This is a genomic window from Streptomyces corynorhini, assembly GCF_003346515.1.
GTDB lineage: Bacteria > Actinomycetota > Actinomycetes > Streptomycetales > Streptomycetaceae > Streptomyces > Streptomyces corynorhini.
Map to the genome: position 1 here is coordinate 20,046 of NZ_QQNA01000085.1, position 24,995 is coordinate 45,040.

Genomic DNA, 24,995 nt, shown 5'->3' on the forward strand with positions numbered 1-24,995 from the left:
ATCAGCAGCGACAGCGACCGTCCGATTCTGCGGTGTCCTGGCGGTGGGTCCCGCCGTCGGCGCTCAGCGGGTTCGTGGTGCTGCTCATCGCGCTGTTCGGCGTCTCGTACGGCGTCGGATCGGCCGTCGGACCGGTCGCCCCGAACATGCGCTCCGTCACCGGGACCGGCGGTGGGACCGGTAACGGCACTGGCACAAGTACCGGTACGGGTACGGGTACGGGTACGGGTCAGGAGGAGCGCGGCGGAATGGACGACATGCACTCGGGCGGTGGGCGATGACGGTGGATCCGGTGGGCACTGTCACGTCCACGGATCTGATCGTCGGCGGTATGACCTGCGCGGCGTGTGTCAGCCGCGTCGAGAAGCGGCTGGCCAGGCTCGACGGGGTCAGCGCCACCGTCAATCTCGCCACGGGACGGGCCAGGGTGACCCATCCTTCCGATGTCGCGCGGGAGGAGCTGATCGCAGCGGTCGAGCGCGCCGGGTACACGGCCGAACCGCCCCCGGCGCCCCGCCCGTTTGAGGCGGCGTCTCCGACGGAGCCTCGCGCGGCGGACAGCCGGGCGAGGCGGGAGGAGCGGGACCGGTTGCTGATCACCGCGCTCCTCTCGGTGCCGGTGCTCGTTCTGTCGATGGTCCCCGCCGTGCAGTTCCGGAACTGGCAATGGCTCTGCTTCGTGCTCGCCGCGCCGGTGGCCGTCTGGGGTGCCTGGCCGTTCCACCGACGCGCGCTGCTCGGGCTGCGGCACTCGGCGGCGACCATGGACACCCTGGTCTCGCTCGGTGTCGCCGCCTCCTTCGTCTGGTCCGCGTACGCGCTTTTCCTCGGCGGCGCGGGGGACCCCGGCATGCGGATGCCCTTCACACTGCTCCCGTCGGCGGGCGGGGACGTCGCGCGCGTCTATCTGGAAGCGGCGGTCGCCGTACCGCTGTTCGTCCTGACGGGCCGCTTCCTGGAGGCACGGGCCAGGCGAGGCACCGGTGAGGCGCTGCGTTCGCTGGCGGGGCTGGCCGCCGAGGAGGTGACGGTCCGCGAGGACGCGGAGGAACGGCTCATCCCCCTCGCGCGGTTGCGGGTGGGGCAGGAGTTCATCGTGCGCCCGGGGGAACGGGTCGCCACCGACGGGGTGGTGACGAGCGGCAGTTCGGCGCTGGATCTGTCCCTCGTCACCGGGGAGAGCGAGCCCGTCGAGGTGGCTCCCGGGGAGCGGGTGATCGGTGCCGCGGTGAACGCGGGCGGTCTCCTGCGGGTACGGGCCACCGCTGTCGGCGCGGACACCCGGCTCGCCCGCATCACCCGGCTCGTCACCGATGCCCAGGCGGGCAAGGCCAGGGCGCAGCGGCTGGCCGACACCGTGGCGGGCTTCTTCGTACCGGTGGTCCTGACGCTCGCCGTCACCGTTCTCGGCTTCTGGCTCGGCGCGGGCGCGGATCCGCAGGCGGCCGTCACCGCCTGCGTCGCGATCCTGGTCGTCGCCTGCCCCTGCGCGCTGGGCCTGGCCACGCCCACCGCCCTGCTCGCGGCGACCGGCCGCGGCGCCCAGCTCGGCGTGCTCGTCAACGGCCCCAGGGCCCTGGAGACACTGCGCCATGTCGACACGATCGTCCTGGACAAGACCGGGACGCTGACCACCGGCCAGATGACCGTCGCCAAGGTCACGTCGGTGCCGGAGGGCCTCGGCCATGACGCCGCGCTGCGGCTGGCCGGTGCGGTCGAGGCGGGCTCCGAGCACCCGTTGGGACGGGCGATCGCCGCGTACGCGCGGCGGACGCTCCCCGAACAGCCCCTGCCCGAGGTGACCGGGTTCCGGTCCACCGCGGGCTTCGGGGTGGCGGGCCGCGTCGACGGTCACCGGGTCGAGGTGTGTGCTCCCGGGAGCGCTCTGCCCGACACACTGGCGCGGGCCCTCACCGATGCCGAGGCCGCTGCCCTGACCCCCGTTTCGGTGCGGGTGGACGGAGCCGACGTGGCCCTCGTCGCCGTGGGGGACCGCCTGCGGCCCGGGGGCTACCGGGCGGTGCGACGGCTGCGGCGCCTCGGGGTGGAGCCGGTCCTGGCGACCGGCGACCGCGAGGCCCCCGCACGGGCCGTCGCCGCCGAACTCGGCGTCACCGACGTACACGCCCGGTGCACGCCCGAGGACAAGGCCCGGCTGGTACGGCGGTTGAGGGAGCGCGGCCACCGGGTCGCGGTCATGGGCGACGGGGTCAACGACGCGGCGGCGCTGGCCCGCGCAGATCTGGGGATCGCCATGGGCGGTGGTACGGACGTGGCGATCGGGGCCGCCGATGTGACCTTGGTACGCGGTGACATCGAGGCCGTCGCCGACGCGGTCCTGCTCGCCCGGCGCACGCTGGGGACGATCCGTGCCAACCTGTTGTGGGCCTTCGGCTACAACGTCGTCACGGTGCCGCTGGCCGCCGTGGGATGGCTCGATCCGATGGTGGCCGCCGCAGCGATGTCGGCGAGTTCCCTGCTGGTGGTCGGCAACAGCCTGCGGCTGCGGGCCTGGCAGCCTGCCCCGTCGCGTCTCTCGCGTACAGTCCGGTCTCGCGCACGAGGAGGGAGTCGGCGATGACGAACCCCGCCGCACCGCCCGCCGCGACGCGGTGGCGGTCCTCGCGCGCCCGCCTCCGCGACACCCTCCTCGCCGCGGCGGCTCCGGTGGTCGCCTGCGCGGTGGCCCTGGGCGGCCTGACGACCTGGGCCCGCTCGGGGGCCGCAGGCAGCCCGCCGCGGATCGGGATCAGCGACTCGCGTGTCTTCCTGCCGTACGGCGACGGCCGGTACACCTCGGCCTACTTCCGGATAGCGAACAGCGGCGACGCCGGGGACGAACTGATCTCCGTGACCTCGCCGGAGATGGACGAGGCCATGCTCAGCAGGGACCGGAGCAACGGCGAAGGGGGCGCCTCCATGACGATGGTGCGGTCGGCCGCCGTACCGGGAGGCGGGACACTGACGATGTCGCCGTACGGCCTGAACGTGATGGTGAGGACGAGGGCGAGGACACAGTGGCAGCCGGGCGACACCGTGCCGTTCGTTCTGCACTTCCGCCACAGCGGGCCTCGGAAGACGCTGGCCGTCGTGGTCCGTCCCGGCAGCGACTGACCCCGCCGGAACGGAACCGCCGGTGCCACGCCGCCCGCACGGCCACGAGACCGGCCCGCTCACGCCCCTGACGTCCGGCCAGGACCTCGGTGGAAAGATGAGGCCGTGATGACGGCGGGGCCGGTGACCCGGATGCTGCGGGCTGTGCTGTTCGCGGCCGTCTGCGTGGTGCTCGCCGCCGTCGGCCATGTGTGGATGTCGGGCTCGGCGCTCCCCTGGTGGGCCCTGTCCCTCGCGTTCGTGGCGACGGTTTCGGCCGCTTGGGCCGCCGCCTGCCGGGAGCGCGCGTGCTCCACGGTGACCGGGGCGGTGGTCGTGGCACAGGCCGCGCTCCACACCGGTTTCTCCCTCGCGCAGGCGCTGACCCCTTCCCACGGCTCGGGAGGCGTCTCCTTCGCGCGGCGGTGGCTGGGCCATCTGACGTGCGGGGTGAGCGCACCGTACGGCATGTCCGGCGGCGACGCCGAATACCTTGTCCACGCGGCCGGTTCGGGAAGCGCGGCACCCGCCGCACCGCCCGGGATGCCGCACGGTGCGATGGAGGGCCTGGGGCACGCGGGCCATCTGATGTCCGCGGGCGCCGACTCCTCGGCCGCCATGGCGCACGGCCCGGCCGGAGTGTCACCGGCCGGGATGCTCCTCGCGCACCTGGTCGCGGCCGTGCTGTGCGGGGTGTGGCTGGCTCATGGGGAGCGCGCCGCGTTCCGGCTGCTGCGTACGTTCGGTGGCTGGGTGCTCGCCCCCCTGCGGGTCCCGCTGACTCCTCCGGTGCCGTGCGGGCCGCCCCGGGTCTGTCTGCGCGGCACCGGTACGCCGCGTCGCCCGCGCCGTTTCCTGCTGACCCACTCGCTCGTCTCACGAGGTCCGCCCGTCGTCGCCGCTGTCAGCTGACAGCCGGCTCCCCGGGCCGCGGGCCGTGTCGGTCCGCGCCCCGGTCCATCGATCCCGCCACGAGGCGGAGTCGAACGACGTACCGGTGTGTCGCGGCGCACCGGTTATTCCGGATCATCCGAGAGGGACGACCGTCGATGTCTCCTGCCCTGTACACACCTGCCGGGCACATCCGTGCCCGGTCCGGACCCACCACCGACCGGACACACGGCGAAACGGCCACCGGTGACGAAGCGGCCACCGGCTGGGCGCTCGCCGCGCGAGGCGGCGACCTCCAGGCCGCCGACCGGTTCATCCGCGCGCTCCACCTGGACGTGTGGCGCTTCGTGGCCCATCTGAGCGCCGACCCGCAGTCCGCCGACGACCTGACCCAGGACACCTTCCTGCGCGCGCTGGGCAGTCTGCACGGTTTCGAGGGGAGGTCCTCCGCGCGGACCTGGTTGCTGACCATCGCCCGCAGGACGGTGATCGACAGCTTCCGCAGCGCGGGCGCCCGCCCCCGGCATGTGGACGGCGAGGACTGGCACCTGGCGTTGGAACGCTCCCAGCGGCGTGATCTGCCGGGGTTCGAGGAGGGCGTGGCGCTGGCCGAGCTGCTGTCGCTGCTCCCGCGCGAGCGCCGCGAGGCGTTCGTGCTCACGCAGATGCTCGGCATGCCGTATGCCGAGGCGGCGTCGGTGTGCCGCTGCCCCGTGGGTACGGTGCGTTCGCGCGTGGCGCGGGCCCGTACGGCTCTGTGGGAGCTGCTCGACTCCGCCGAACACGCGACGGGTGAACCCCGGGACGCCTGACCACGGGCCGCGACCGGCCACGGACCTCGGACCACGGACCACTGGCCCCTGGCCACGGCACCGCGCCGCGACTACTGGATCGAAACCCCTCGCCCCGCACCAAGGAGTCCGTATGCCGAAGAAACGGTCCATCGCCGTGGTCCTGGCCACAGCGTTGTGTCTGGTCACGGCCGGATGCGCCGAGTCCTCGACCCGGACGGCGAGCGGCGGGGCATCCGCCCGCGCCGCCGGGTCCGGCTACCCGGTGACCATCGAGAACTGCGGACGGACCGAGACCTTCACCAAGGCCCCCAGCAGAGTGGTCGTCATGAACGGTGGCTCCGTCGGGGAGGTCTCCACGCTCCTCGCGCTCGGCCTCGGCGACCGGATCGTCTCCAACCAGCAGTCCTACGGCATGTCCGAGGTCGCGGGCCGCGCCGAGGCCATCAAGGCGTTGCCCACCGGGGACATCGAACTCAACGACGCCTACGACATCCCCGGCGAGGCGATGCTCGGCCTGCGGCCGGACCTCGTCCTGTCCGTCACGACCTACGGCTTCGACGCGAAGAACGGCTTCGCCACCCGGGATCAGCTCAGGACGGTGGGCGCGAACAGTTATGTCTCCCCGCAGGGCTGCGACGACGATCCGTCCAAGATGACCGTCGCCGACAGCTACAAGCTGCTGCGCGACCTGGGCAAGGTCTTCGACGTGGGCGACCGCGCCGAGAAGCTGATCGCGGACTCCGAGGAGCGCGTCGCCGCCGTGGCCGCGAAGGTGCGGGGCAAGAAGAAACCGAAGGTGATGGTGCTCTTCGCCAACATGTCGATGGGCGGCAACGACTTCAGCTCGGTCGTCGCCCAGGGCATCTTCAACGACATCCTGGCCGAGGCGGGCGGCGCCAACGCCTTCGCGTCGGCCGCCACGACCACCTTCGCCGACCTGAGCAAGGAGAAGGTCGCCGCCACCGATGTCGACGCCCTCGTCGTCATCAGCTACAACGATCCCGACCCGACGGGTTACGCCCGGAAACTGCTCAAGGAGTTCCCCCAGTGGCCGGCCGCCAAGACTCACACGTACACCGTGCTGTCCGACTCGATGTACCTGGGCCCCAGCAACGATCTGGCCGTCGGCCGGATAGCCAGGATGCTGCACCCCGACGCGTTCTGAACCGGCTGGGACTCCCGTTCGCCCTGCTCGCGCTGTTCGCCGTGCTGATCGTCACCATGACGGTGGCGGTCAGCGTCGGCGCCGTCGGCGTCCCGCTCGGCGACGTGTGGCGGATCGTCCTGCACCACGTGAGCGGTGGCGGCGCGAGCGCCGACCCGGCGCTGGACCAGATCGTATGGAACTTCCGGACCCCCCGCGTCCTGCTGGCCGCTCTGGTCGGCGCGGGGCTGGCGGTCTCCGGCGCGGTGCTGCAGGCCGTGGTCTCCAATCCGCTGGCCGATCCCACCGTCCTCGGCTTCTCCTACGGCGCCTCGCTGGGCGCCGTCGTCGTCATCGTCCTGGCCTCGGGCGCCACGGTCGGCGGGCTCGGCGTGTCGGCGGCCGCGTTCGTCGGCGCGCTGGCGGCCGGAGCGCTGGTCTTCGCCCTCGGTCAGCGACGCGGCCGGATGGCACCGACCCGGCTGGTGCTGGCCGGGGTCGCGGTCGGCTATGTCTTCCTGTCCGCCACGAGCTTCCTGCAACTGCGGGCCACGCCCACCGAACTGCGCACGGTGATGTTCTGGATGCTCGGCAGTGTCGCCGGGGCCCAGTGGAGCCAACTGCCCACCGTCAGCGCGGTCGTCCTCACCACGGCCGTCCTGCTCAGCCTGTTCGGCCGACGGCTCAACGTCCTGCTGGCCGGGGACGAGTCGGCCACCGCGCTCGGCGTGGACGTCAACCGGCTGCGCGCCGTACTGCTGGTGCTCTCCTCGCTCCTCACCGGAACGACGATCGCCGTCGCCGGCGGCATCGGATTCGTCGGCCTGATGATCCCCCACCTCGTCCGCCTCACCATCGGCGCCGACCACCGCAGGCTCCTCCCGCTGACCGCCCTGCTCGGGGCGGTCTACCTCGTCGTCGTCGACCTGCTCTCCCGCACCCTCGTCCGCCCCAACGAACTGCCCCTGGGCATCCTCACCGCCCTCCTCGGCGCACCGTTCTTCATCTGGCTGCTGCGCCGCGACAAGGTCCTGGACACCGCATGAGACTGACCGTGGACCGGCTCCACATCACCCTGGACCGCAGGCCGATCCTGCACGACGTGAGCCTGGAGGTACGCGAAGGCGACATCGTGGGACTCGTCGGCCCCAACGGCAGTGGCAAATCCACCCTGCTGCGCGCCGTCTACCGCTCACTGCGCCCGGCAGGCGGGGTGGTACGCGTCGGCGACGACGACGTGTGGACGCTGTCCGCCCGCGCCGCCGCCCGCCGGACCGCCGCCGTCCTCCAGGACTCCACCGGACACACCGCCGGCCTGTCGGTCGCCGAGACCGTCGCCCTGGGACGCACACCGCACCACGGCCTCCTCGGTCGGGACGGCACCGACGACCGCGAGGCCGTCGACGACGCGATCGACCGCTGCGGAGTGCGCGCCCTGGCCGAACGGGAGTACGCCTCCCTGTCCGGCGGCGAACGCCAACGCGTCCTGCTGGCCCGCGCCCTCGCGCAGCGCCCCCGGCTCCTGGTCCTGGACGAACTCACCAACCACCTCGACATCCGGGCCCGCTTCGAACTCCTGGACCTGATCCGCGCCACCGGCACCACCACGCTCGCCGTCCTGCACGACCTCGATCTGGCCGCCAGGCTCTGCGACCACCTGGTGGTCCTGGCCGAGGGCACGGTCGTGGCGGCGGGGCCGGTCCTGGACGTTCTCACCCCCGACACCCTGCGTGAGGTCTTCGGCGTACGGGCCCGTACAGAGCGTCACGCCGACGGCGTCACCCGCATCAGCTACGCGGCCCGGCCCCTCGACTGAGCGTCGAGGCGTCTCGCCGGGGGCCCACTCGATGGGTACGGGCGTTCGCGACAGCCGCATCATCAGGGCAGGAGAGAGCATGACGACGTCCCTCACCGTGCGTTACGCGGCACGGCATATGCCTCGCGCGCCGCTCCTCCCGGTGGTACCCCACGGCCTCGCGGACTCACGGCCTCGCGATCCCGCGAGGCACGGGCGCCTGCGCGACGGCGGCCGCGATGAGCTGGTCCGCCGTGTGCCGCGCCATCTCCGCGGGCGCTTCGACCGTGCCCAGGGACCGGGTGGAGACCGCCCCTTCGAAGATCAGGAGCAGTTGGTCGACCAGGAGGCCGGGGTCCCGCGCGCCGGCGGCCTCCGCGAGGGTGAGCATCCGGGCGCGCAGCGCCTGCTTGTGCTCGGTGACGACCGCGCGGATCACGCTGCCGGGCTCGGCCAGTGCTACCCGCGCGTTGACGAACGCGTTGCTGCGGAAGCCGTCGCACGGTGCGTGGGCCCACTCGGCGAGCGCGTCGAAGACCGCGAGCAGCTGGGTACGAGGGTCCTTCCCCGCCGTTTGCGCGCAGTGGTCGAGAACCAGCTCCCAGCGCAGTCGGCGGCCGTCGACGTAGGCGAGGAACGCGGCAGTGTTCATGGAGTTCTCCTTGAGGGCGGGCGGGGCGAACGCACCGCCCGCGATCCGGCTTCCCGAGGCGGGAAGCGTTTCTCGTCCGGTCCCGTCCTTACGGAGGCAGGCGGGCACGCGGCCGACCCGACACACCCGTAAGGGCTATAATTTAAGTTCTCGCATTACCCTAGCACGGAGTAAGATGTGAAGGTGCTTTTTTCCAATTACAGCTTCGGAGCGGGGCTCGCCACCGACCTCGTCAACACGTCGGCCATCGTCTGGACCAGCGCAGGTGAAGTCCTCACCGATCCGGCCGCGTTGGCGCGCTTCCTGGACGAACACGAGGCACGGCTCGACGCCCTGCCCGGGGGCGCCCTGCCGACCGGGACGGATCTCGCCCAGGTACACGCGCTGCGTCAGGAGACGCGCGCCCTGCTGGCGGCCGAGCACGAGGACGAGGTCGCCAGGGGCGCGAACGAGCTGGCCGCACGGGCGTCCGCGGCCCCGGCCCTGCTGCGGAACCCGGCCGGGGAGTGGGAATGGCAGGTGACCACCGACCCGAGCGCCTCCGTGGCCGACGAGCTGGGCGCCCTCGTGGGGATCGGGCTGCTCGGCGTACTGCACACGCTCAGTCACGCCCGCTTCCGGCACTGCGCCTCCCCCGTCTGCGCGGGCATGTTCGTCGACACCAGCAAGGCCGGCCGGCGGCGCTACTGCATGCCGGGCCTGTGCGGGAACCGGCTGAACGTCGCCAACTACCGGGCCCGCCACCAGGGGGGCGCGGCACGCCCGGGAGACGGGAGCGGCACGGGCGCGCGGTGAACCGACGATGGGCGCCGTAGGGATGGTGAAGGATCACCATCCGCACAGCGCCCATCGTCGGCCCCGTAGGGACGTGCGAGGCCCGGCGGGGTCGGGCCGGGTCGAACGGGTCGGGGTCAGCGCAGCGGGATGTCCACTCGGACGGGACCGGCCACGGCAGGTGCGCCTACCGTCACCACGAGCGCGCCGTCGACGACCTCGGTGGTGGCGTCGGCCGCGGCGGCGGCGGAGAGGTCCATGGCGGCGCCGTCGGTGTCGAGGGTGACGCGGGTGCCCTCGGGCGCGTCGACGAAGGCGTGGGCGGTCTGTCCGGTACGGGTCCAGCGGACCCAGGGCTCGTCGTGGGGGCGGGCGAGGCCGGTGGCCAGGGGACGCGAGCCGAAGACGGCGTCCGCGTGCGCCCGGTTCCAGGCGCCGAGCGCTTCCAGGGTGCGGCGCTGGAGCGGGGTGACCCCTCCGGAGGCCGTGAGCCCGACGTTCAGCAGCAGGTTGCCGCCGCGCGAGACGACGTCCAGGAAGTGCCGGATCGCGCCCTCCCCGCTCAACGAGTTGGACTCGTCCTCCAGCTGGTTGTGCCCGAAGGAGAAGCCGACGCCTCGGCAGTTCTCCCAGGCGTCGTCGCCCTCGCTGTCACGGCCCTGCTCGTACTCGCTGGTACGGAAGTCCCAGTGCGTCTCGCCCCAGCGGTCGTTGGCGACGCCCTCGGGCCGTGCGGCGTAGAAGCGCTCGAAGAGTTCGACCAGGCTCTTCTCCCCCTCTGGCTTGCCCGCGTCCGGGTACTCGATGTCTCCCCACAGAAGCTCCGGCCGGTACTTCTCGATGAGGTCGGCCACGTGATCGAACGCGTAGTCGGCGTATGCCTTGTCCCGGGGGCGCAGTGTGTCGTCGATGTGCTCGACGATGGGCGGGGTCTGGGTGAAGTGCCAGTCGAGGCCGCCGGAGTAGTACACGCCGAAGCGGACGCCCTTGCGTTCGGCGGCGTCCCGGAACTCGCCGATCAGATCGCGTCCGGGGCCGCGGCGCACGGTGTTGCGGTCGCCGGTGCCGGGTGCGTCCCACAGGGTGACACCGTCGTGGTGCTTGGTCGTGGGCACGAAGTAGCGCGCGCCGGTGGAGGCGACGAGGTCCATCACGGCGTCGGCGTCGAACGCCTCCGCCTTCCAGAGGTCGAGGAAGGTGTCGTAGTCGGCTCCGCCGTAGACCTCCTGGTGGTGGCGGCGCGCCGGGCTGCCTTCGATACGGATGGTGTTGTAGTACCACTCCGCGTACGGGTTGTGCTTGAACCACTCCTCTTCGGCGATGGTGCCGAGCGCGCCGATGGGTTCGCCCCAGGCGGGTACGGAGTACGGGCCCCAGTGCACGAAGATGCCGAGCTTCGCGTCCTGGAACCAGGCGGGCGTCGCGCGCTCGAACCGCCGGTAGTGCTCGGGGCGTTCGGGGGTGTCCTTGAACATGGCCATGGCGGGTCTGTTTCCTTTCCGCGGTGGTGTGTCGCCCGGGTCTCAGCGGCCTCCGAGGCCCGAGGTGACGATGCCGCGCACGAGATAGCGCTGGAGGGCGATGAGCAGGATGGTCGACGGCAGCATGGAGATGACCGAGGCCGCCATGATGAGGTGCCACTGGGTGCCCTGCTGGCCGAAGAACTGCTGGAGGCCGAGCGGGATGGTGCCGAGGCTGCTGACGTCGTTGACGACCACCAGCGGCCACAGGAACGAGTTCCAGTACGTGATGAAGGTGAACACGGCGAGCACGGCCAGTGTGGGCCGCGCCAGCGGAAGCATGATCCGGAAGAAGGTGCCGAACTCGCCCAGGCCGTCGATGCGGGAGGCGTCCTCCAGTTCCCTGGGGACCGTGACGAAGAACTGCCGCAGCAGGAAGGCGCCGAGCGCGGTGAACGCCCAGGGGATGATGAGCGCCTGGTAGGTGTTGATCCAGCCCAGTTCGCGCATGAGGACGAACGCGGGCACGATGATGACCTCCTGCGGCAGCATCATCGTCGCGAGGAAGACCGTGAAGGTCGCGGTACGGCCGCGCCAGCGCAGCCGGGCGAACGCGTACCCGGAGAGCGCCGACACCGCGAGCGTGATGACGGTACCGCTGACGGCGACGACGACGCCGTTGACGAGGTAGCGGGCGAACGGCGCGTAGGAGAACACCTCGGCGTAGTTTCCCCATTCGAGGGTCGCGCCGAACAGGGCCGGTGGCGTCGCGAAGATCTCGGACGGTGCCTTCAGCGAGGTCCCCACCATGAAGATCAGCGGGGACATGAAGAGCAGCGCGACGAGGACGAGCAGGGTGTAGCCGACCGCCGAGCGCAGGTTCCGCGGGCCGCGTCCGCGGGAGATGACGTCACTCATAGTGGACCCACTTCTTCTGGCCGAGGAACTGCACGGCCGTGACTCCGAGGATGATGACGAACAGCACCCAGGCCGCCGCGGAGGCCAGTCCCAGCTTCTGGAACGTGAACCCCTGGTTGTAGATGAACTGCACGAGTGTGACGGTGGAGTCGCCCGGACCGCCGCGCGTCATGATGTAGGGCTGGATGAAGACCTGGAAGGACGTGATGAGGGTCATCGTGGTCGCGAAGAACAGCGACGGCGATATCAGCGGGAGCTTGATGCGCCAGAACGCCGTCCAGGCGTTCGCGCCGTCCAGCGAGGCGGCTTCGAGCTGGCTCTCCGGGACCGAGTCGAGCGCGGACGAGAAGACGATCATGTTGTAGCCGAAGCCCTGCCAGACGCTCATGACGACAATCGCGATCATGGCCCAGTTCGGGTCGGCGAGGAAGTCGGGCATCTTGATGCCGAAGAACGACTGGGCCGTCGCGTCGATGGCGCCGCCCGGCTGGTAGAGCATGCGCCACACGACCGCGTTGGCGACGATCGGGGTGACGGTCGGCAGGAAGAAGATGACACGGAAGATCTGCCGGTGTCTGATCCGCGGGGACAGCCAGGCCGCCATGCCGAGCGACACGACGAGGTTGAGCGGGACGTAGAGGACGACGAACAGGAACGTGTTGCCCAGCGCCGTACGGAACGTCGGGTCGGTGAGCAGTTCCTGGTAGTTGTCGAGGCCGATCCACGACGGACTGCCGATCATGGGCCAGTTGTGCAGGCTCATGAACAGGGCGATGCCGATGGGTACGAGGGTGAACAGCGCGAGCCCGAGGGCGTGGGGCGCGGCGAATCCGACGCCCCACGCCCCGGACCGGCCGCGTCGACGGCCACCGGAGTGGTCCTTCGGCGCCGCCGGAGCGCTCGCCTCGGTCACCTCGCGTGCGGGGACATTTGCCATGCGGGGACCCAGCTACTTTCCGAGTTGGCTGGAGATCTCCGCCAGCACGTCCTTGGCCGGCTTCTCCCCGTTCACCATCTGCGGGCCGTACTGGCTGAGCAGCTGGTTGAGCTTGTCACCGTCGGCGCTGCCGGGCAGCGGTACGGCGATGGCGAGCGCGCTGTTCAGCGTCTCCTCGGCCCCGTCGATGCCGGCGTTCTTGTACCAGGCCGCCTGGGCCGCCGTACGGGCGGGGAAGGCGCGGCCGTCCTGGGCGAGGGAGGTCAGGGTCTTCTCCGATGTCATCGCCGTGATCGCCGCGAAAGCGCCCTCCGGGTCGGAGCAGGTCTTGGAGATACCGAACCCGCTGCCGGCCGCATACGTCTTCTGGGCGCCCTTGGGCGAGGGCAGAGTCGTGACACCCACCTCGAACGTGGCCTTCGCCTTGAAGTCGAGCGAGTTCCACGGACCGCCCACCACCGTCGCGGCCGTCCCGTTGATGAAGGCGTTGTCGTCGGCGCTGGCGTCGGCTCCGTCGGCCCTGGTCGCGGTGGCGTTCTTGACGAGGCCGGCGATCCATTCGACGGCTTCGGCGTTCTTGGCGTTGTCGAGCGTGATCCCGCCGGAGTCGTCGACCATCTGGCCGCCGTCGTGGGCGAAGACCAGCGCTTCGAGGAAGATGTCCTCGACGGTGGTCGCGAGCGCGGTCTTCCCCTTCTTCTTCAGGGCGGTGGCCGCGGCCTCGAAGTCGTCGACGGTCCAGCCAGGGGCCGGGGCGGCGACCCCGGCGTCGCCGAAGGCGTCCTTGTTGTAGAAGAGGAGCAGCGGGCCGGTGTCGTACGGGATGGCGTACTGCTCGCCGTCCACGGCGAGGGCCTTCATGGCCCCTTCGTCGAAGGCGTCGCTGTCGAATCCGGTCGACTTGACGAGGTCGTCCAGCGGCAGGAGACCGTCGGAGAACTGGTTCACGCGCAGGCTCTGCATCGTGACGATGCAGGGCGCGCTGTCCGTCCCCAGCTGCGTCGATATCTTGGTCCAGTAGTCGTTGAACGGTGAACCCTGCAGGGACACCTTCTTGCCGGACGCCTCGGCGCCCGTGCCTCCGACACCGTCCCAGACCTTCTGGTCCTCCGACGAGCCGATCCACATCGACCAGGTGAGGGTGTCACTGCTGCCGACGCTCTGGCCACCGGAACAGCCCGTGAGGAGCAGAGCCCCCACAGCCGCGGCGGCGACGGCCGCGGTCCGTACTCTCATGTCATCACCTTTGATTCCATTCGGCCTGGTGGCTGGGGTACTCCGGGACCAGGCACGAGCGATCTAATCATCCGATGTTTACCGTGTCAACGGCTGCGCAATCCTGCGATATCTCCCCGTAACACTCGTAGACATCGGACAATCGGGTTCAGGTGCGGACCCTGAGACCCGACATCCCGCCGTCGACCTCGACGACCGTCCCGGTCGTGGAGCCCGCGCGGGGGCTGGCGAGATAGGCGACGGCGTCGGCGACCTCCGCGGCCTCGACCAGGCGTCCGTGCGGCTGCCGGGCCTCAAGGGCGGCGCGTTCGGCGACCGGGTCCTCGGCGGAGCCCAGGAGGCGGTTCACCCAGGGGGTCGCCACGGTCCCCGGGCTCACGGCGTTCACCCGGATCCCCTCGCGTACATGGTCGGCCGCCATCTGCAACGTGAGGGAGTGCAGCGCCCCCTTGCTGGCCCCGTACAGGGCACGCCGCGGCAGCCCGGCGCTCGCCGCGATGGAGCACATGTTCACGATCGCGGCGTGGTCGGACGCGCGCAGCCACGGCAGCGCGGCGCGGCTGACGCGCACGGCGCCGAGCACATTGACGTCGAGGACGTGGTGCCACTCCTCGTCGGAGTTGTCGGCCACGGTGCCCTGCGCGCCGATGCCCGCGTTGTTGACGACCACGTCGATCCCGCCGAACTCCTCGGCCACCCGGGCCACCGCCGTACGCACCTCGTCGTCCCGCCCGACGTCCACGCGGTAGGTGTCGGGCTCGCCCTCCGGCGGGTTCAGGTCGAGTACGGCGACCCGCGCGCCCTCCGCGCGGAGCCGGGCGACGATCGCCGCGCCGATGCCCGACGCGCCGCCGGTGACCAGGGCCCTGACCCCTTCGAAGCCGGTCATCGGGTCACCTGCCGCTGCCGTCCGAGCCCGTCGATCTCGACTTCGACGACGTCCCCGGGGCGCAGATAGGGGAAGCGGCCCGACAGGGCGACGCCTTCGGGGGTGCCGGTCATGATCAGGTCACCGGGTTCGAGCACCAGGAACTGGCTCAGCCGCCAGACGATCTGCGCGACGCCGAAGATCATGTCGGAGGTGTGCGAGTCCTGGCGGGGTTCGCCGTTCACGGAGCTGCGCAGCCGCAGCTCCGTGGGGTCGATCTCGTCGGCGGTGGCGAGCCAGGGGCCGACGGGCGAGAACCCGGGGAAGGACTTCCCCTTGCTCCACTGGCCGCCGGAGCGCTCGATCTGCCACTCGCGCTCGGAGAGGTCGTTGACCAGCGTGTATCCGGCGACGTACGAGAGGGCCTCGTCCGGTGAGTCCAGGTAGCTCGCCCTGCGCCCGATCACCACACCCAGCTCCACCTCCCAGTCGGTCTTCACGCTGCCCGGGGGGATGGTGACGTCGTCGTCGGGGCCGGCCACGGTGTTGGGGGTCTTCAGGAACACCACGAGGTCGTCCGGTGGCAGGGCCCCGGACTCGGCGGCGTGGGCGGCGTAGTTCATCCCCACGCAGATGACAGCGGACGGCCGCGCGATCGGAGCGCCGATCCGCTGCCCGGCGCGCTCGACGCGCGGCAGTTCGCCCGCGCGCACGGCGGCGGCCACCCGGTCCTGGGACTGCGACAGGAACGTCCCGTCGATGTCGTCCGTGAGCGCCGACAGGTCGAGGTAGTGGTCTTCGGCGACGACGACGGGCCTTTCCCGGCCGGCCGCCCCGATCCGTGCGAATTTCATGCGATCGCCTCCGGAACATCGGAACTCTGAGCCCATCTTTCGGGCAGGTCGACGGCACCATACCATTTGACCCTTCGATTGATCCGATGTTTAGATGCTCCCCGGGAGGACCCATGACCACGATCACATCCGTCTCCACGGCAGACGTCCGCTTCCAGACCTCCGCGTCGCTGGACGGCTCGGACGCCATGAACGCGGACCCCGACTACTCGGCGGCCTACGTCGTCATCCGCACCGACGCGCCCGACGGCCACGAAGGGCACGCGTTCGCCTTCACCATCGGCCGCGGGAACGACGTGCAGGTCGCCGCCATCCAGATGCTGGAGGGCCATCTGCTCGGGCGCCAGGTCGAGCCCTTGCTCGACGACATGAGCGAGGCGTGGCGGATCCTCGCGCACGACTCCCAACTACGCTGGCTCGGGCCCGAAAAGGGCATCATGCACATGGCCATCGGCGCGGTCCTCAACGCGCTGTGGGATCTGAAGGCGAAGCGGGCCGGTCTGCCCCTGTGGCAGTTGCTGGCCCGGATGACCCCCGAGCAGATCGCCGACCTCGTCGACTACCGCTATCTCACCGATGCGCTGACCCGCGACGAGGCGATCGGCATCCTGCGCCGCGCCGAGGCCGGGCGGGCCGAGCGCGAACGGATCCTGCTGGCGGAGGGGTATCCGGCGTACACGACGAGCCCCGGCTGGCTCGGTTACTCCGACGAGAAACTCGCCCGGCTGTGCCGGGAGGCCCTCGACGCCGGATTCCCGCAGATCAAGCTGAAGGTGGGCGCCGACCTCGACGACGACATCCGACGTCTGCGCATCGCCCGGGAGATCTGCGGCGACGGATTCCCCATCGCGATCGACGCGAACCAGCGCTGGGACGTGGCCGACGCGATCGCGTGGGTACGCGCGCTGGCCCCCTACGGCGTGGCCTGGGTGGAGGAGCCGACCAGCCCCGACGACATCCTGGGGCACGCCGCCATCGCCCGCGGGATCGCCCCCGTGGCGGTGGCCACCGGCGAGCACCTGCACAACCGCGTCATGGTCAAACAGTTTCTTCAGGCAGGGGCGCTGGAGGTGCTCCAGATCGACGCGGTCCGGGTCGGCGGCGTCAACGAGAACATCGCCCATCTGCTGCTCGCCGCGAAGTTCGGCACCCGCGTCTGCCCGCACGCGGGGGGCGTGGGCCTGTGCGAGGCCGTGCAGCACCTGTCGATGTTCGACTTCGTCGCGGTCTCCGGCACGACCGAGGACCGCATGATCGAGTTCGTCGACCACCTGCACGAGCACTTCGTCACCCCGACGGTGGTCAGCGGCGGCCGTTACATCGCCCCGACCGCCCCGGGCGCCGGAACCGAGATGCGGGCCGCCTCGATCGAAGCCCACCGTTGGACCGCGGAGACAGGGATCGCCGTATGACCATGACCGAGCGCCTGGGATTCGGAGCCGCCTCCATCGGCAACCTGTACCGCGAGGTGTCCGACGACGACGCCCGCGCGGTGCTGGAGGAAGCCTGGGCGGGCGGCATCCGCAGCTTCGACACCGCGCCCCACTACGGACTGGGGCTCAGCGAGCGCCGGCTCGGCGCGTTCCTGCGGGAGCGGCCACGCGACGCGTTCCGGCTGTCGACGAAGGTGGGCCGGCTGATCGTGCCCAACACCGGCCACCGCGCGGGCACCGACGAGGCCAACGGCTTCGCCGTCCCCGACGACCACGTGCGGCGCTGGGACCCCGGCCTCGCCGGGGTCCGGCGCAGCCTGGACGCCTCGCTGGAGCGGCTCGGACTCGACCGCGTCGACACACTGTTCCTCCACGACCCCGACGTCTACGACCTCGACGAGGGCCTGCGGCTGGGACTGCCCGCGCTCGCGCGGCTGCGGGAGGCGGGGCTGGTCGACGAGATCGGCGTCGGTGTCAACAGCGTGGCGGCGGCCGTGCGGGCGGTCCGGGAGGGCGACATCGATGTCGTCATGATCGCCGGCCGCTACACCCTGCTCGAACAGCCCGCCGCCGAGGAACTGCTCCCCCTGTGTCAGCGGCGCGGCGTGCGGGTGCTCGCGGTCGCGGTGTTCAACTCGGGGCTGCTCGCCTCGGACACCCCCGCGACGGCGCACTACAACTACGGCGCCGTACCGCCCGAGCTGGTCGAGCGGACGGAGCGGCTGCGGGAGGTCTGCGCACGCTTCGGTGTCGCACTGCCCACCGCCGCCCTCCAGTACCCGCTGCGCCATCCCGCGGTCGACCAGGTGGTCGTGGGCACGGCACGCACCAGTTCGCTGCGTGCCAACATCGCGCACATGAGGGCGATCGTCCCGGACGAGCTGTGGGAGACGCTGCGCGAGGAGGGGCTGATCCCCTGAGCCGAGCGGGCCGGGCCCCGGCAGGGGCGGACGGCCGGCCCGGACACCGCGACACGCGGCGTCCGGGCCGGCCGCCTTCGGCTTGTCCCCTCGGCTCTCCGTCCCTTGCCTTTCCCCGGCTCCGCGCGACGAGTGCCTCAGCCGCGGATTCCGTAGACCGCGCGGGCGGTGCCCGCCGCGACCCGCGGCCAGTCGGACGCGCCGACGACCTCGCGCACCAGGTCGAACCACTCGCGCGCGGTCGTCGTGCCGTCCGCTCCGGTGCTCACCGGCCAGTCTCCGGCGACCATGCACCGCTCCGCGCCGAACACGTCGAGGGCCGCCCGGAGCAGCTCCGGGCCGTTGCGGCGCAGGGTCGTCGCGTCGGGCGCCTCGGCGGGGAGCCCGGAGAGTTTGACCACGAGCCGTTCGTGCCGGGCGAGGCGCCGCAGCGCGGTCAGCCAGATCCGTCCGGCGTCGGAGCGCAGCCCCGCCTCCAGTGGAGGCTTGCCCAGGTGGTCGAGGACCACCGTCCCGTCGAACGTGTCGGTCAGGAGACGGTCAAGCGCGTCGAGCTGGGTCCAGCGCACGCAGGCGTCGAAGACGAGACCGGCGCGGGCGACCTCGCCGAGCCCCTCGGCCAGCGCGGGCGCCGCGAGCCGTTCCGGGGGCAGGCCCTGGAGCAGGTGGCGCACCCCTCGTACCAGCGGCAGTTCGGCCGCGCGGGCGATCCGTTCGGCGGCGTCGGGCGCCTCCAGGTCGGCCGCGACGACCATCGCCGCCAGTCCTGGCCAGTCCAGCTCGGCGACCCATCGCGCCTCGTCGAGGGCCGCGGCGGGAGCGGCGTCGGCCTCCACGAACACCCAGCGCGACACCGTGCCGTCGGCGTCGTCGATGTCGCCCGGCAGCCGCGGCCGGTCCAGGGCCGTTCCCGCGAGCCAGTCGTAGCGCAGTCGCTCCGGGTCCCAGACGTGCGTATGGGCGTCGATCAGCTCCATGGCGGCGCCTGTCCCCGGCGGCCCCGCGGGCAGCGGCCGGGTCACCGTCCGCCGTCCCGCTGGGCCGCGAGGTCCCAGATCAGTTCGAGGGGCGCGGTGCCCTCCGCTCCGTCGGCGTCGCGGAACACTTCCACGAATCGTCCGATGTCACGCTGCCATGCCTGGTCGGCGGGCTCGTGGGGCAGGGCCGCGACGACAGCGTCCCAGTCGTCGCAGTCGACGAGGTGGAAGAGCCGGTGCCCCGAACGCCAGATGGTCCAGGCGTGGATGCCCAGCCGACCGAACGAGGCGACCAGGTCGTCCGGGATCCGGCCGTGCTGCTCCCGGTAGGAGTCGACGGCGTTCTCGCGGATCTCGGAGTGCAGTGCGACGCGCATCAGCGGGCCTTCCTGAGCCAGTGCTCCACTCCGGAGACGTGCGCGATCATCAGCGCCTGGGCGAGTTCCGCGTTGCGCTGACGCACCGCCTCCAGGATGCCGCTGTGTTCGTCGATGGTGCGGGCGACCGAGCCGCCCTCGGTGATGCCGCGCCAGACCCGCGCGCGGACGGTGTGGCTCGACAGGGAGTCGAGCAGGCTCGTGAGGTAGGCGTTGCCGGTCGCCTCGACGAGGAGGTGGTGAAACGCGATGTCGTGAGCCACGAGCGTCTCGACGTCGGCGTCCTCGCCGACGTCCGCCACCTGCTTCTCGATCTCGGCCAGCTGCGCTTCCGTGATCGAGCGGCACGCGAGCGCCGCCGCCTGGGGTTCGAGCATCCGCCGTACGGCGAAGACCTCCAGGACCGAATCGTCCTGGTGGAGATCGACGACGAACGACAGGGCCTCCAGCAGGAGCCTCGGCTCCAGGCTGGTGACATAGGTGCCGTCGCCGCGCCGCACGTCCAGGACGCGGATCACCTCCAGCGCCTTCACTGCCTCGCGCAGGGAGTTGCGCGAGAGACCGAGCGACTCGCTGAGTTCCTTCTCGGGGGGAAGCCGGGTTCCGGGAGACAGCTCCCCCGAAACGATCATTTCCTTGATCTTGAGGATTGCCTCATCGGTGACCGCCATGGCGACCACTGTAGACCAAATGATCGGATGTTTGGGCAGGGGAGCCTCGAACGAGTCCTACGGAAGCAGAGGTGTCGTCCTGGTCAGCTGCGTCACATGGCGCGGAGTGAGTTCTTCCAGGCAGGAGACCTGCAGCAGTTTCATGGTGCGCACGATCTGGTCGGAGAGGATATGCACGGCCCGGTCGACGCCTTCACGCCCGCCGGCCATGAGGCCGTAGAGATACGCGCGCCCGACGAGCGTGAAGCGCGCCCCCAGGGCGACGGCGGCGACGATGTCCGCCCCGTGCATGATGCCGGTGTCGATCGCGATCTCCATGTCGGTGCCGACTTCTTTGACGACCTTCGGCAGCAGATGGAAGGGCACGGGTGCGCGATCGAGCTGTCGGCCGCCGTGGTTGGAGAGCACGATGCCGTCCACCCCCAGGTCGGCGAGGGTCTTGGCGTCCTCCACGTTCTGGACCCCCTTGACGACCAGCCGCCCCGGCCACATCTCCCGGATGACCGCGAGGTCCTCGTAGCCGATGGACGGGTCCATCGCCGAGTCCAGCAGTTCGCCCACGGTCCCGCCCGTCGAGGTCAGGGAGGCGAACTCCAGCTTGGGCGTGGTGAGGAAGTCCCACCACCACCGAGGCCGGGGCAGCGTGTTCAGCACGGTGGTCGGTGTCAGCTGGGGCGGGATCGAGAAGCCGTTGCGCTTGTCGCGCAGCCGCGCGCCCGCCACCGGGGTGTCGACCGTGAAGAAGAGTGTGTCGAAGCCTGCTTCGGCGGCCCGGCGCACGAGGCCGTAGGAGATCTCGCGGTCCCGCATGACGTACAGCTGGAACCAGTTGCGCCCAGCGGGGTTCGCGGCTTTCACCGTCTCGATCGAGGCGGTGCCGAGCGTGGAGAGCGTGAACGGGATCCCGGCCGCCGCCGCCGCGCCCGCTCCCGCGCTCTCGCCCTCGGTGTGCATCAGCCGGGTGAAGCCGGTCGGCGCGATACCGAACGGCAGCGCGGAGAAACCGCCGAAGACCGTGGTACCGGTGTTCACCTCGGGCACGCTGCGGAGGATCGAGGGGTGGAACTCCACGTCCTCGAACGCCTGGCGGGCCCGAGCCAGCGACAGCTCGCCCTCGGCGGCCCCGTCGGTGTAGTCGAAGACGGCGCGCGGGGTGCGCCGCCTGGCGATGTCCCGCAGATCGTGGATCGTCAGCGCCTCAGCCAACCGACGCCTGCGTCCGTTGAGTTGGGGCTTCTTGAACTTGGCCAGCTCAAGGATCTCAGCAGGTCTGGGGATCTGGCGCTGTACCAAGGCGGTCACCATTCCAGTGTGCGACGGCAGCCCCGACGGGCCACGAGAGCACTATACTAAACATCCGATGTTCCTGTCGGAGTGGTGACACCACGGATCTGGATCCCCCCTCCGGGACGAGCTGATCAAGATCCGTGCGCAGGTGAAGGCTCCTCGCCGGTCCGGGAGCGGACCGACCGTAGGCGTCGTGGCGGTACGCGCCGGATCCCGTGACCTGCGTCGGCCGCCCCAGAAACATCCGATGCATTTCTCGGCGCCGACCGACGTGCCGGTGCTGATGCCGGTCTGGTGCCGGTGCCGGTGTTGGTGGCGGTGCCGGTGTTGGTGGCGGTGCCGCGCGGAGGGGATGCGGGAACGGCCCGTACGCCGTACGCCCGTGCGGGCCGTCGCGCCCGGCCCTGGTCAGCCGCCCTCGGTGCCGGGCGGGGGTGTGGGCGTCCACTTCGGTGACCGGCCCGCGAAGCCCAGCAGCCGGTCCAGTGCCGGGGCGTCCGGGCTCACCGGCACCTCGGGGGCGAACGGCAGGCCGACACCGCCCCGGTACTCCGGCTTGATCTGGTCGGCGAGCAGCGCGTACGCCCGCTCCGACGCCTCGGGATCGGGCCGCCAGGTCTGGCCGGTGGCGCGGGCGACGTCCCAGCCGTGCACCACGGCCTCGGCGACCAGCATGCTCAGCACGTAGTCACCGGAGAACGTGCCGCCCAGGGCGGGCGCCCGCACCGGGACCGCTTCCACACCGTCGGCCAGCGCGGCACGTACGGCCTCCGACAGCTCCCCGATGGCCGCGACCAGGACTTCGGCCTGTTCCGGGCCGACGTAGGCGCGCGGGTCCGGCCGCTGGTCGCCGTCGGGGTCGGTCAGGACGAGGGTGAAGTACCCGATTCCGCCGAGCAGATGCCGACGCAGCGCGACCACGTCGAGGCCGGCGCACGGCGTCGGCGCCGTGTCCTGTTCGGGAGTCGTCGCACCGATCACCTGTGCCAGACGGTCCAGGACGGGGAGCACCGGATGAGAGGACATCAGTTCCATTTCGCTGGTCGGGACGGGCCTGAGCCACGGGGCGAGGAGCCGTTCTCCGGAGTCGGGACCGGCCACCCCGAAAGGGCCTCCACGGGACACCCTCCCTCGGCGGAGCGTCCTTCGCCTCGGTGAGAACTACGTAGGTGCGCCCCAGCCCGCCCGGAGCCGTCGGCGGAACACCGGGTCTACGTAATTTGCGCCGACGCGAAGCAGCCCTGCCGCACGCGAGGGTGTCCGCATGAAACGACGCACAGCGCTGAAGGCCCTCGGATACGGCATCGGGGGCGCGGTTGTCCTCACCGGCGGTGGTTACGGTGTCTACTACGCCGCCGCCCAGCAGGACACGGTCGGCGAGATAGCCTTCGACAAGGCCCTGTCGATACCGCCGCTGGCTGAGTCGGAGATCAACGCTTCGGGTGCCCGGGTCTTCGCACTGGGCATCCAGTCGGGCGAGACGCGGTTCAAGGCCGGTTCGGCCACCCGCACCTGGGGCGTGAACGGTACGTACCTCGGGCCGACGATCCGCGCGCGGCGCGGCGAGAAGGTCGAGTTCGCCGTGCGCAACGGCCTGGACCAGGACACCTCGCTCCACTGGCACGGGATGCACCTGCCCGCGGCCATGGACGGCGGACCGCACCAGATCGTTCCGGCCGGAGAGACCTGGCGACCGCGGTGGACGGTCGACCAGCCCGCCGCGACGCTCTGGTACCACCCGCATGTACACGGTTCGACCGCCGACCACATGTACCGGGGTCTCGGCGGGCTGTTCCTCGTCGACGACGAGGACACCGAGGCGTCGAAACTGCCCTCCGAATACGGCGTCGACGACATCCCGATGATCGTTCAGGACCGCGCGTTCGACGGGGACAACCAGTTCGAGAAGCGGGTGCCGCTGGGCGGCTCCCTGGGCGTGATCGGTGACGAGGTGCTCGTCAACGGCACGATCGGTCCGTACGTCGACGTCACGACCAGGCTGGTGCGGCTGCGGCTGCTCAACGGCTCCAACGCGCGCCTGTACAACTTCGGGTTCTCCGACGACCGGACGTTCTCGCTCGTCGCCTCCGACGGCGGGCTGCTCGCCAGGCCGTGGAACACCGAGCGCCTCTACCTCTCGCCGGGGGAACGCGCCGAGATCGTGGTCGCCTTCAAGCCGGGAGAACAGGTCGAACTGCGCTCCTACCCGTCCGAGTACGGCGGCTTCCTGGGACGGATCGAAGGCTTCGACGACCGTCTCGACATATGCCGGTTCCGGGCCGCGTCCACCCTGTCGGACGACTCCGCGATCCCTGCCTCGCTCGGCGTCGCACCGGACCTCGCCGGAGAGAAGGTCGCGCGGGAACGCTCCTTCGTGCTCGCGTCGGACCAGATCAACGGCCGGTCGATGGCGATGGACCGCATCGACTTCGGTGTCCGCGAGGGCACCGTCGAAGTGTGGGACGTGGTCAACGACAACGGTTTCGTGCACAACTTCCACGTCCACGACGTGCAGTTCCAGGTGCTGACGGTCGACGGCGGGAAGCCGCAGCCACACCTGCGCGGCTGGAAGGACACCGTCCTGCTGGCGCAGGGCAAGCACTACCGGCTGGCGATGCGCTTCCGCGGGCACACCGACCCGAACACGCCGTACATGTACCACTGCCACGTGTTGCAGCACGAAGACGACGGAATGATGGGCCAGTTCGTCGTGCTGGGCGAAGGCGAGAAGGTCGGCACCGTGCCGCGGACACACCACCACTCCTGAATCCCCCCACCACGACAGAGAACAAGGAACAAGGATCTCCATGCGCGTATACGATTCCCCGCGTCGTCCCACCGCGAAGGCAGCCGCCACGATCGCCGCGGCCGTGACCCTGGCCATCACCCTCGGTGGCTGCGGCTCCGGGGACGACTCCGAGGCCAAGGCCCAGGACAGCAAGCCCTCCACCGCGTCCGTCACCGACTCGCCCGGTCAGGCCCAGGACAACCAGTGCGGCGGGAAGAGCACGGACCCCGACGCGGCGCTCACCCGGTCCTCCGACATCGACATCGACGCGCCCGTCGAACGGGTCTGGGATGTGCACACCGACGTCGTGAAGTGGAAGGAGTGGCAGGACGCAGTCCTGACCATCGAGCGTCTCGACTCCGGCGCCTTCTCCGGCACCTCCAGGTTCCGGTGGACCACTCCCGTACCGAAGTCGCAGTTCGCTCCGGCGGACACCCTGACGATCACGTCGAGCGTCCAGCACGTGGAGTCCGGCTCGTGCGTGATCTGGGAGGGCCCCGCTAAGGGCAAGGCGATCACCATCGACAAGGGAACACACCTCTGGGTCTTCACCGAGACCGACAAGGGCACCCACGTACACACCCAGGAGTCCTGGGACGCCCCGCTGCTGGATTCGCTGCGAGGGGCCGACCGTGACGCCGTCGCCGACATGCTCGGCGGAGGGCTGGACGTCTGGCTCAAGGAACTGAAGGCGAAAGCCGAGGGCCCGGCGAGCTGACGGCCCGGCCGTCCGACGGCCCTGCGGCCGTCAACCCTGCGGGCCGCCCGCCGTACTCGTACCGCCTCGTACGGCGGGGGGCGCGGCGGGAGGCCCGGCGGGTCAGACGAATTTCTGTACCCAGAGGACCAGGAGGCCGGCGATACCCGTTCCGATGCCGTAGCAGGCACCGCGGAGCATGTGTCCCGCGGCGGCGTGGCGGCGGGACTTGAGCCATCGCAGCAGGCGCACCGGGAAGGACCGGTGGGTGGCGGGCGGGTGAGGTAGGGCGTTCACGAGGCGCTCCTTGGGGCATGGCGAAGTCGGCCCTGCCGGGCCGGTGGGTGGGTGGGTTGGTTGGACGGTGGGGCGGGCGCGTGCGCGTCGCCGGTCTCGAATCGACGGCGCCGCGCACGCGCACGCTTACTC

At 70.9% G+C, this 24,995-nt stretch carries 26 protein-coding genes; 13 read left to right on the top strand and 13 right to left on the bottom strand.

Features of this window, described 5'->3' with window-relative positions; genetic code table 11:
- Positions 1-32: 32 nt before the first annotated feature.
- The 8 genes from DVH02_RS35125 (at position 33) to DVH02_RS12510 (ending at position 7,738) form a co-directional block, all read left to right on the top strand.
- Positions 33-281, top strand: a complete 249-nt coding sequence (locus DVH02_RS35125; RefSeq protein WP_158575874.1) for a hypothetical protein — start codon at positions 33-35, stop codon at positions 279-281.
- A 50-nt stretch (positions 282-331) separates the two neighbouring features.
- Entirely contained in the window at positions 332-2,581 is a 2,250-nt protein-coding gene (locus DVH02_RS12480; protein WP_407697615.1) for a heavy metal translocating P-type ATPase, read from the top strand.
- Positions 2,578-3,114, top strand: coding sequence for a copper chaperone PCu(A)C (locus DVH02_RS12485; RefSeq protein ID WP_114623853.1), 537 nt, complete (start codon positions 2,578-2,580; stop codon positions 3,112-3,114). Before DVH02_RS12480 ends, DVH02_RS12485 begins: the two co-directional genes overlap by 4 nt.
- 108 nt (positions 3,115-3,222) lie before the next feature.
- Complete coding sequence (locus DVH02_RS12490; RefSeq protein ID WP_114623854.1) at positions 3,223-4,005, top strand: hypothetical protein; 783 nt, start codon at positions 3,223-3,225, stop codon at positions 4,003-4,005.
- A gap of 137 nt (positions 4,006-4,142) precedes the next feature.
- The gene (locus tag DVH02_RS12495; protein WP_114623855.1) at positions 4,143-4,796 is read left to right on the top strand and encodes a sigma-70 family RNA polymerase sigma factor; all 654 of its coding nucleotides are present in this window, start codon (positions 4,143-4,145) and stop codon (positions 4,794-4,796) included.
- A 112-nt stretch (positions 4,797-4,908) separates the two neighbouring features.
- Positions 4,909-5,943, top strand: coding sequence for an ABC transporter substrate-binding protein (locus DVH02_RS12500; protein WP_114623856.1), 1,035 nt, complete (start codon positions 4,909-4,911; stop codon positions 5,941-5,943).
- Positions 5,944-5,999: 56 nt separating this feature from the next.
- Entirely contained in the window at positions 6,000-6,968 is a 969-nt protein-coding gene (locus DVH02_RS12505; protein WP_114623880.1) for a FecCD family ABC transporter permease, read from the top strand.
- Positions 6,965-7,738, top strand: a complete 774-nt coding sequence (locus DVH02_RS12510; protein WP_114623857.1) for an ABC transporter ATP-binding protein — start codon at positions 6,965-6,967, stop codon at positions 7,736-7,738. The genes DVH02_RS12505 and DVH02_RS12510 overlap by 4 nt, the downstream gene beginning before the upstream one ends.
- A 166-nt stretch (positions 7,739-7,904) precedes the next feature.
- Here the strand turns inward: DVH02_RS12510 and DVH02_RS12515 are convergent, their stop codons facing one another.
- The gene (locus DVH02_RS12515) at positions 7,905-8,369 is read right to left on the bottom strand and encodes a TetR/AcrR family transcriptional regulator (RefSeq protein ID WP_114623858.1); all 465 of its coding nucleotides are present in this window, start codon (positions 8,367-8,369) and stop codon (positions 7,905-7,907) included.
- Positions 8,370-8,552: 183 nt separating this feature from the next.
- Between DVH02_RS12515 and DVH02_RS12520 the strand changes: the two genes are divergently transcribed.
- A complete protein-coding gene (locus tag DVH02_RS12520; protein WP_233518189.1) occupies positions 8,553-9,164 on the top strand; it encodes a CGNR zinc finger domain-containing protein in 612 nt (203 codons plus the stop codon).
- Positions 9,165-9,280: 116 nt separating this feature from the next.
- On the opposite strand, the gene DVH02_RS12525 is transcribed toward DVH02_RS12520, so the two are convergent.
- The 6 genes from DVH02_RS12525 to DVH02_RS12550 all read right to left on the bottom strand — a co-directional run bounded on the left by DVH02_RS12525 (position 9,281) and on the right by DVH02_RS12550 (position 15,416).
- Complete coding sequence (locus tag DVH02_RS12525; protein WP_114623860.1) at positions 9,281-10,624, bottom strand: alpha-L-fucosidase; 1,344 nt, start codon at positions 10,622-10,624, stop codon at positions 9,281-9,283.
- A 42-nt stretch (positions 10,625-10,666) separates the two neighbouring features.
- Positions 10,667-11,521, bottom strand: a complete 855-nt coding sequence (locus tag DVH02_RS12530; protein WP_114623861.1) for a carbohydrate ABC transporter permease — start codon at positions 11,519-11,521, stop codon at positions 10,667-10,669.
- Positions 11,514-12,458 carry a carbohydrate ABC transporter permease gene (locus tag DVH02_RS12535; RefSeq protein ID WP_114623862.1) on the bottom strand — a complete coding sequence of 315 codons (945 nt, stop codon included), beginning with the start codon at positions 12,456-12,458 and terminating at the stop codon, positions 11,514-11,516. Before DVH02_RS12535 ends, DVH02_RS12530 begins: the two co-directional genes overlap by 8 nt.
- Before the next feature lie 12 nt (positions 12,459-12,470).
- The gene (locus DVH02_RS12540; RefSeq protein ID WP_114623863.1) at positions 12,471-13,694 is read right to left on the bottom strand and encodes an ABC transporter substrate-binding protein; all 1,224 of its coding nucleotides are present in this window, start codon (positions 13,692-13,694) and stop codon (positions 12,471-12,473) included.
- 148 nt (positions 13,695-13,842) lie between these two features.
- Positions 13,843-14,583 (bottom strand): SDR family NAD(P)-dependent oxidoreductase, encoded by a 741-nt coding sequence (locus DVH02_RS12545; protein ID WP_114623864.1) that lies wholly within the window; start codon positions 14,581-14,583, stop codon positions 13,843-13,845.
- Entirely contained in the window at positions 14,580-15,416 is an 837-nt protein-coding gene (locus DVH02_RS12550; protein ID WP_114623865.1) for a fumarylacetoacetate hydrolase family protein, read from the bottom strand. Before DVH02_RS12550 ends, DVH02_RS12545 begins: the two co-directional genes overlap by 4 nt.
- Before the next feature lie 113 nt (positions 15,417-15,529).
- On the opposite strand from DVH02_RS12550, the gene DVH02_RS12555 reads away from it, so the two are divergent.
- Positions 15,530-16,828: an enolase C-terminal domain-like protein gene (locus DVH02_RS12555; RefSeq protein ID WP_114623866.1), complete on the top strand. Its 1,299-nt coding sequence runs from the start codon at positions 15,530-15,532 to the stop codon at positions 16,826-16,828.
- 2 nt (positions 16,829-16,830) lie between these two features.
- On the top strand, positions 16,831-17,769 hold the full coding sequence (locus DVH02_RS12560) for an aldo/keto reductase (RefSeq protein ID WP_114623881.1): 939 nt from the start codon (positions 16,831-16,833) through the stop codon (positions 17,767-17,769).
- Positions 17,770-17,906: 137 nt separating this feature from the next.
- On the opposite strand, the gene DVH02_RS12565 is transcribed toward DVH02_RS12560, so the two are convergent.
- From DVH02_RS12565 to DVH02_RS12585, 5 genes are all read right to left on the bottom strand, one after another.
- The gene (locus tag DVH02_RS12565) at positions 17,907-18,746 is read right to left on the bottom strand and encodes an amidohydrolase family protein (protein ID WP_114623867.1); all 840 of its coding nucleotides are present in this window, start codon (positions 18,744-18,746) and stop codon (positions 17,907-17,909) included.
- Between the two features lie 41 nt (positions 18,747-18,787).
- Positions 18,788-19,123: an L-rhamnose mutarotase gene (locus DVH02_RS12570; protein ID WP_114623868.1), complete on the bottom strand. Its 336-nt coding sequence runs from the start codon at positions 19,121-19,123 to the stop codon at positions 18,788-18,790.
- A complete protein-coding gene (locus tag DVH02_RS12575; RefSeq protein ID WP_114623869.1) occupies positions 19,123-19,794 on the bottom strand; it encodes a FadR/GntR family transcriptional regulator in 672 nt (223 codons plus the stop codon). The genes DVH02_RS12570 and DVH02_RS12575 overlap by 1 nt, the downstream gene beginning before the upstream one ends.
- Positions 19,795-19,851: 57 nt before the next feature.
- Positions 19,852-21,096, bottom strand: a complete 1,245-nt coding sequence (locus DVH02_RS12580; protein ID WP_325051353.1) for an alpha-hydroxy acid oxidase — start codon at positions 21,094-21,096, stop codon at positions 19,852-19,854.
- Positions 21,097-21,489: 393 nt separating this feature from the next.
- A complete protein-coding gene (locus DVH02_RS12585) occupies positions 21,490-22,107 on the bottom strand; it encodes a TIGR03086 family metal-binding protein (protein WP_114623882.1) in 618 nt (205 codons plus the stop codon).
- 238 nt (positions 22,108-22,345) lie between these two features.
- Here DVH02_RS12585 and DVH02_RS12590 point away from each other — a divergent pair, with 238 nt between their 5' ends.
- Both DVH02_RS12590 and DVH02_RS12595 read left to right on the top strand, forming a co-directional pair.
- On the top strand, positions 22,346-23,848 hold the full coding sequence (locus tag DVH02_RS12590) for a multicopper oxidase family protein (RefSeq protein ID WP_114623871.1): 1,503 nt from the start codon (positions 22,346-22,348) through the stop codon (positions 23,846-23,848).
- 40 nt (positions 23,849-23,888) lie between these two features.
- Positions 23,889-24,587 (top strand): SRPBCC family protein, encoded by a 699-nt coding sequence (locus tag DVH02_RS12595; protein ID WP_114623872.1) that lies wholly within the window; start codon positions 23,889-23,891, stop codon positions 24,585-24,587.
- Positions 24,588-24,689: 102 nt separating this feature from the next.
- Here DVH02_RS12595 and DVH02_RS35130 read toward each other — a convergent pair whose 3' ends face one another.
- On the bottom strand, positions 24,690-24,863 hold the full coding sequence (locus tag DVH02_RS35130; RefSeq protein ID WP_158575876.1) for a hypothetical protein: 174 nt from the start codon (positions 24,861-24,863) through the stop codon (positions 24,690-24,692).
- Between the last annotated feature and the right edge of the window lie 132 nt (positions 24,864-24,995).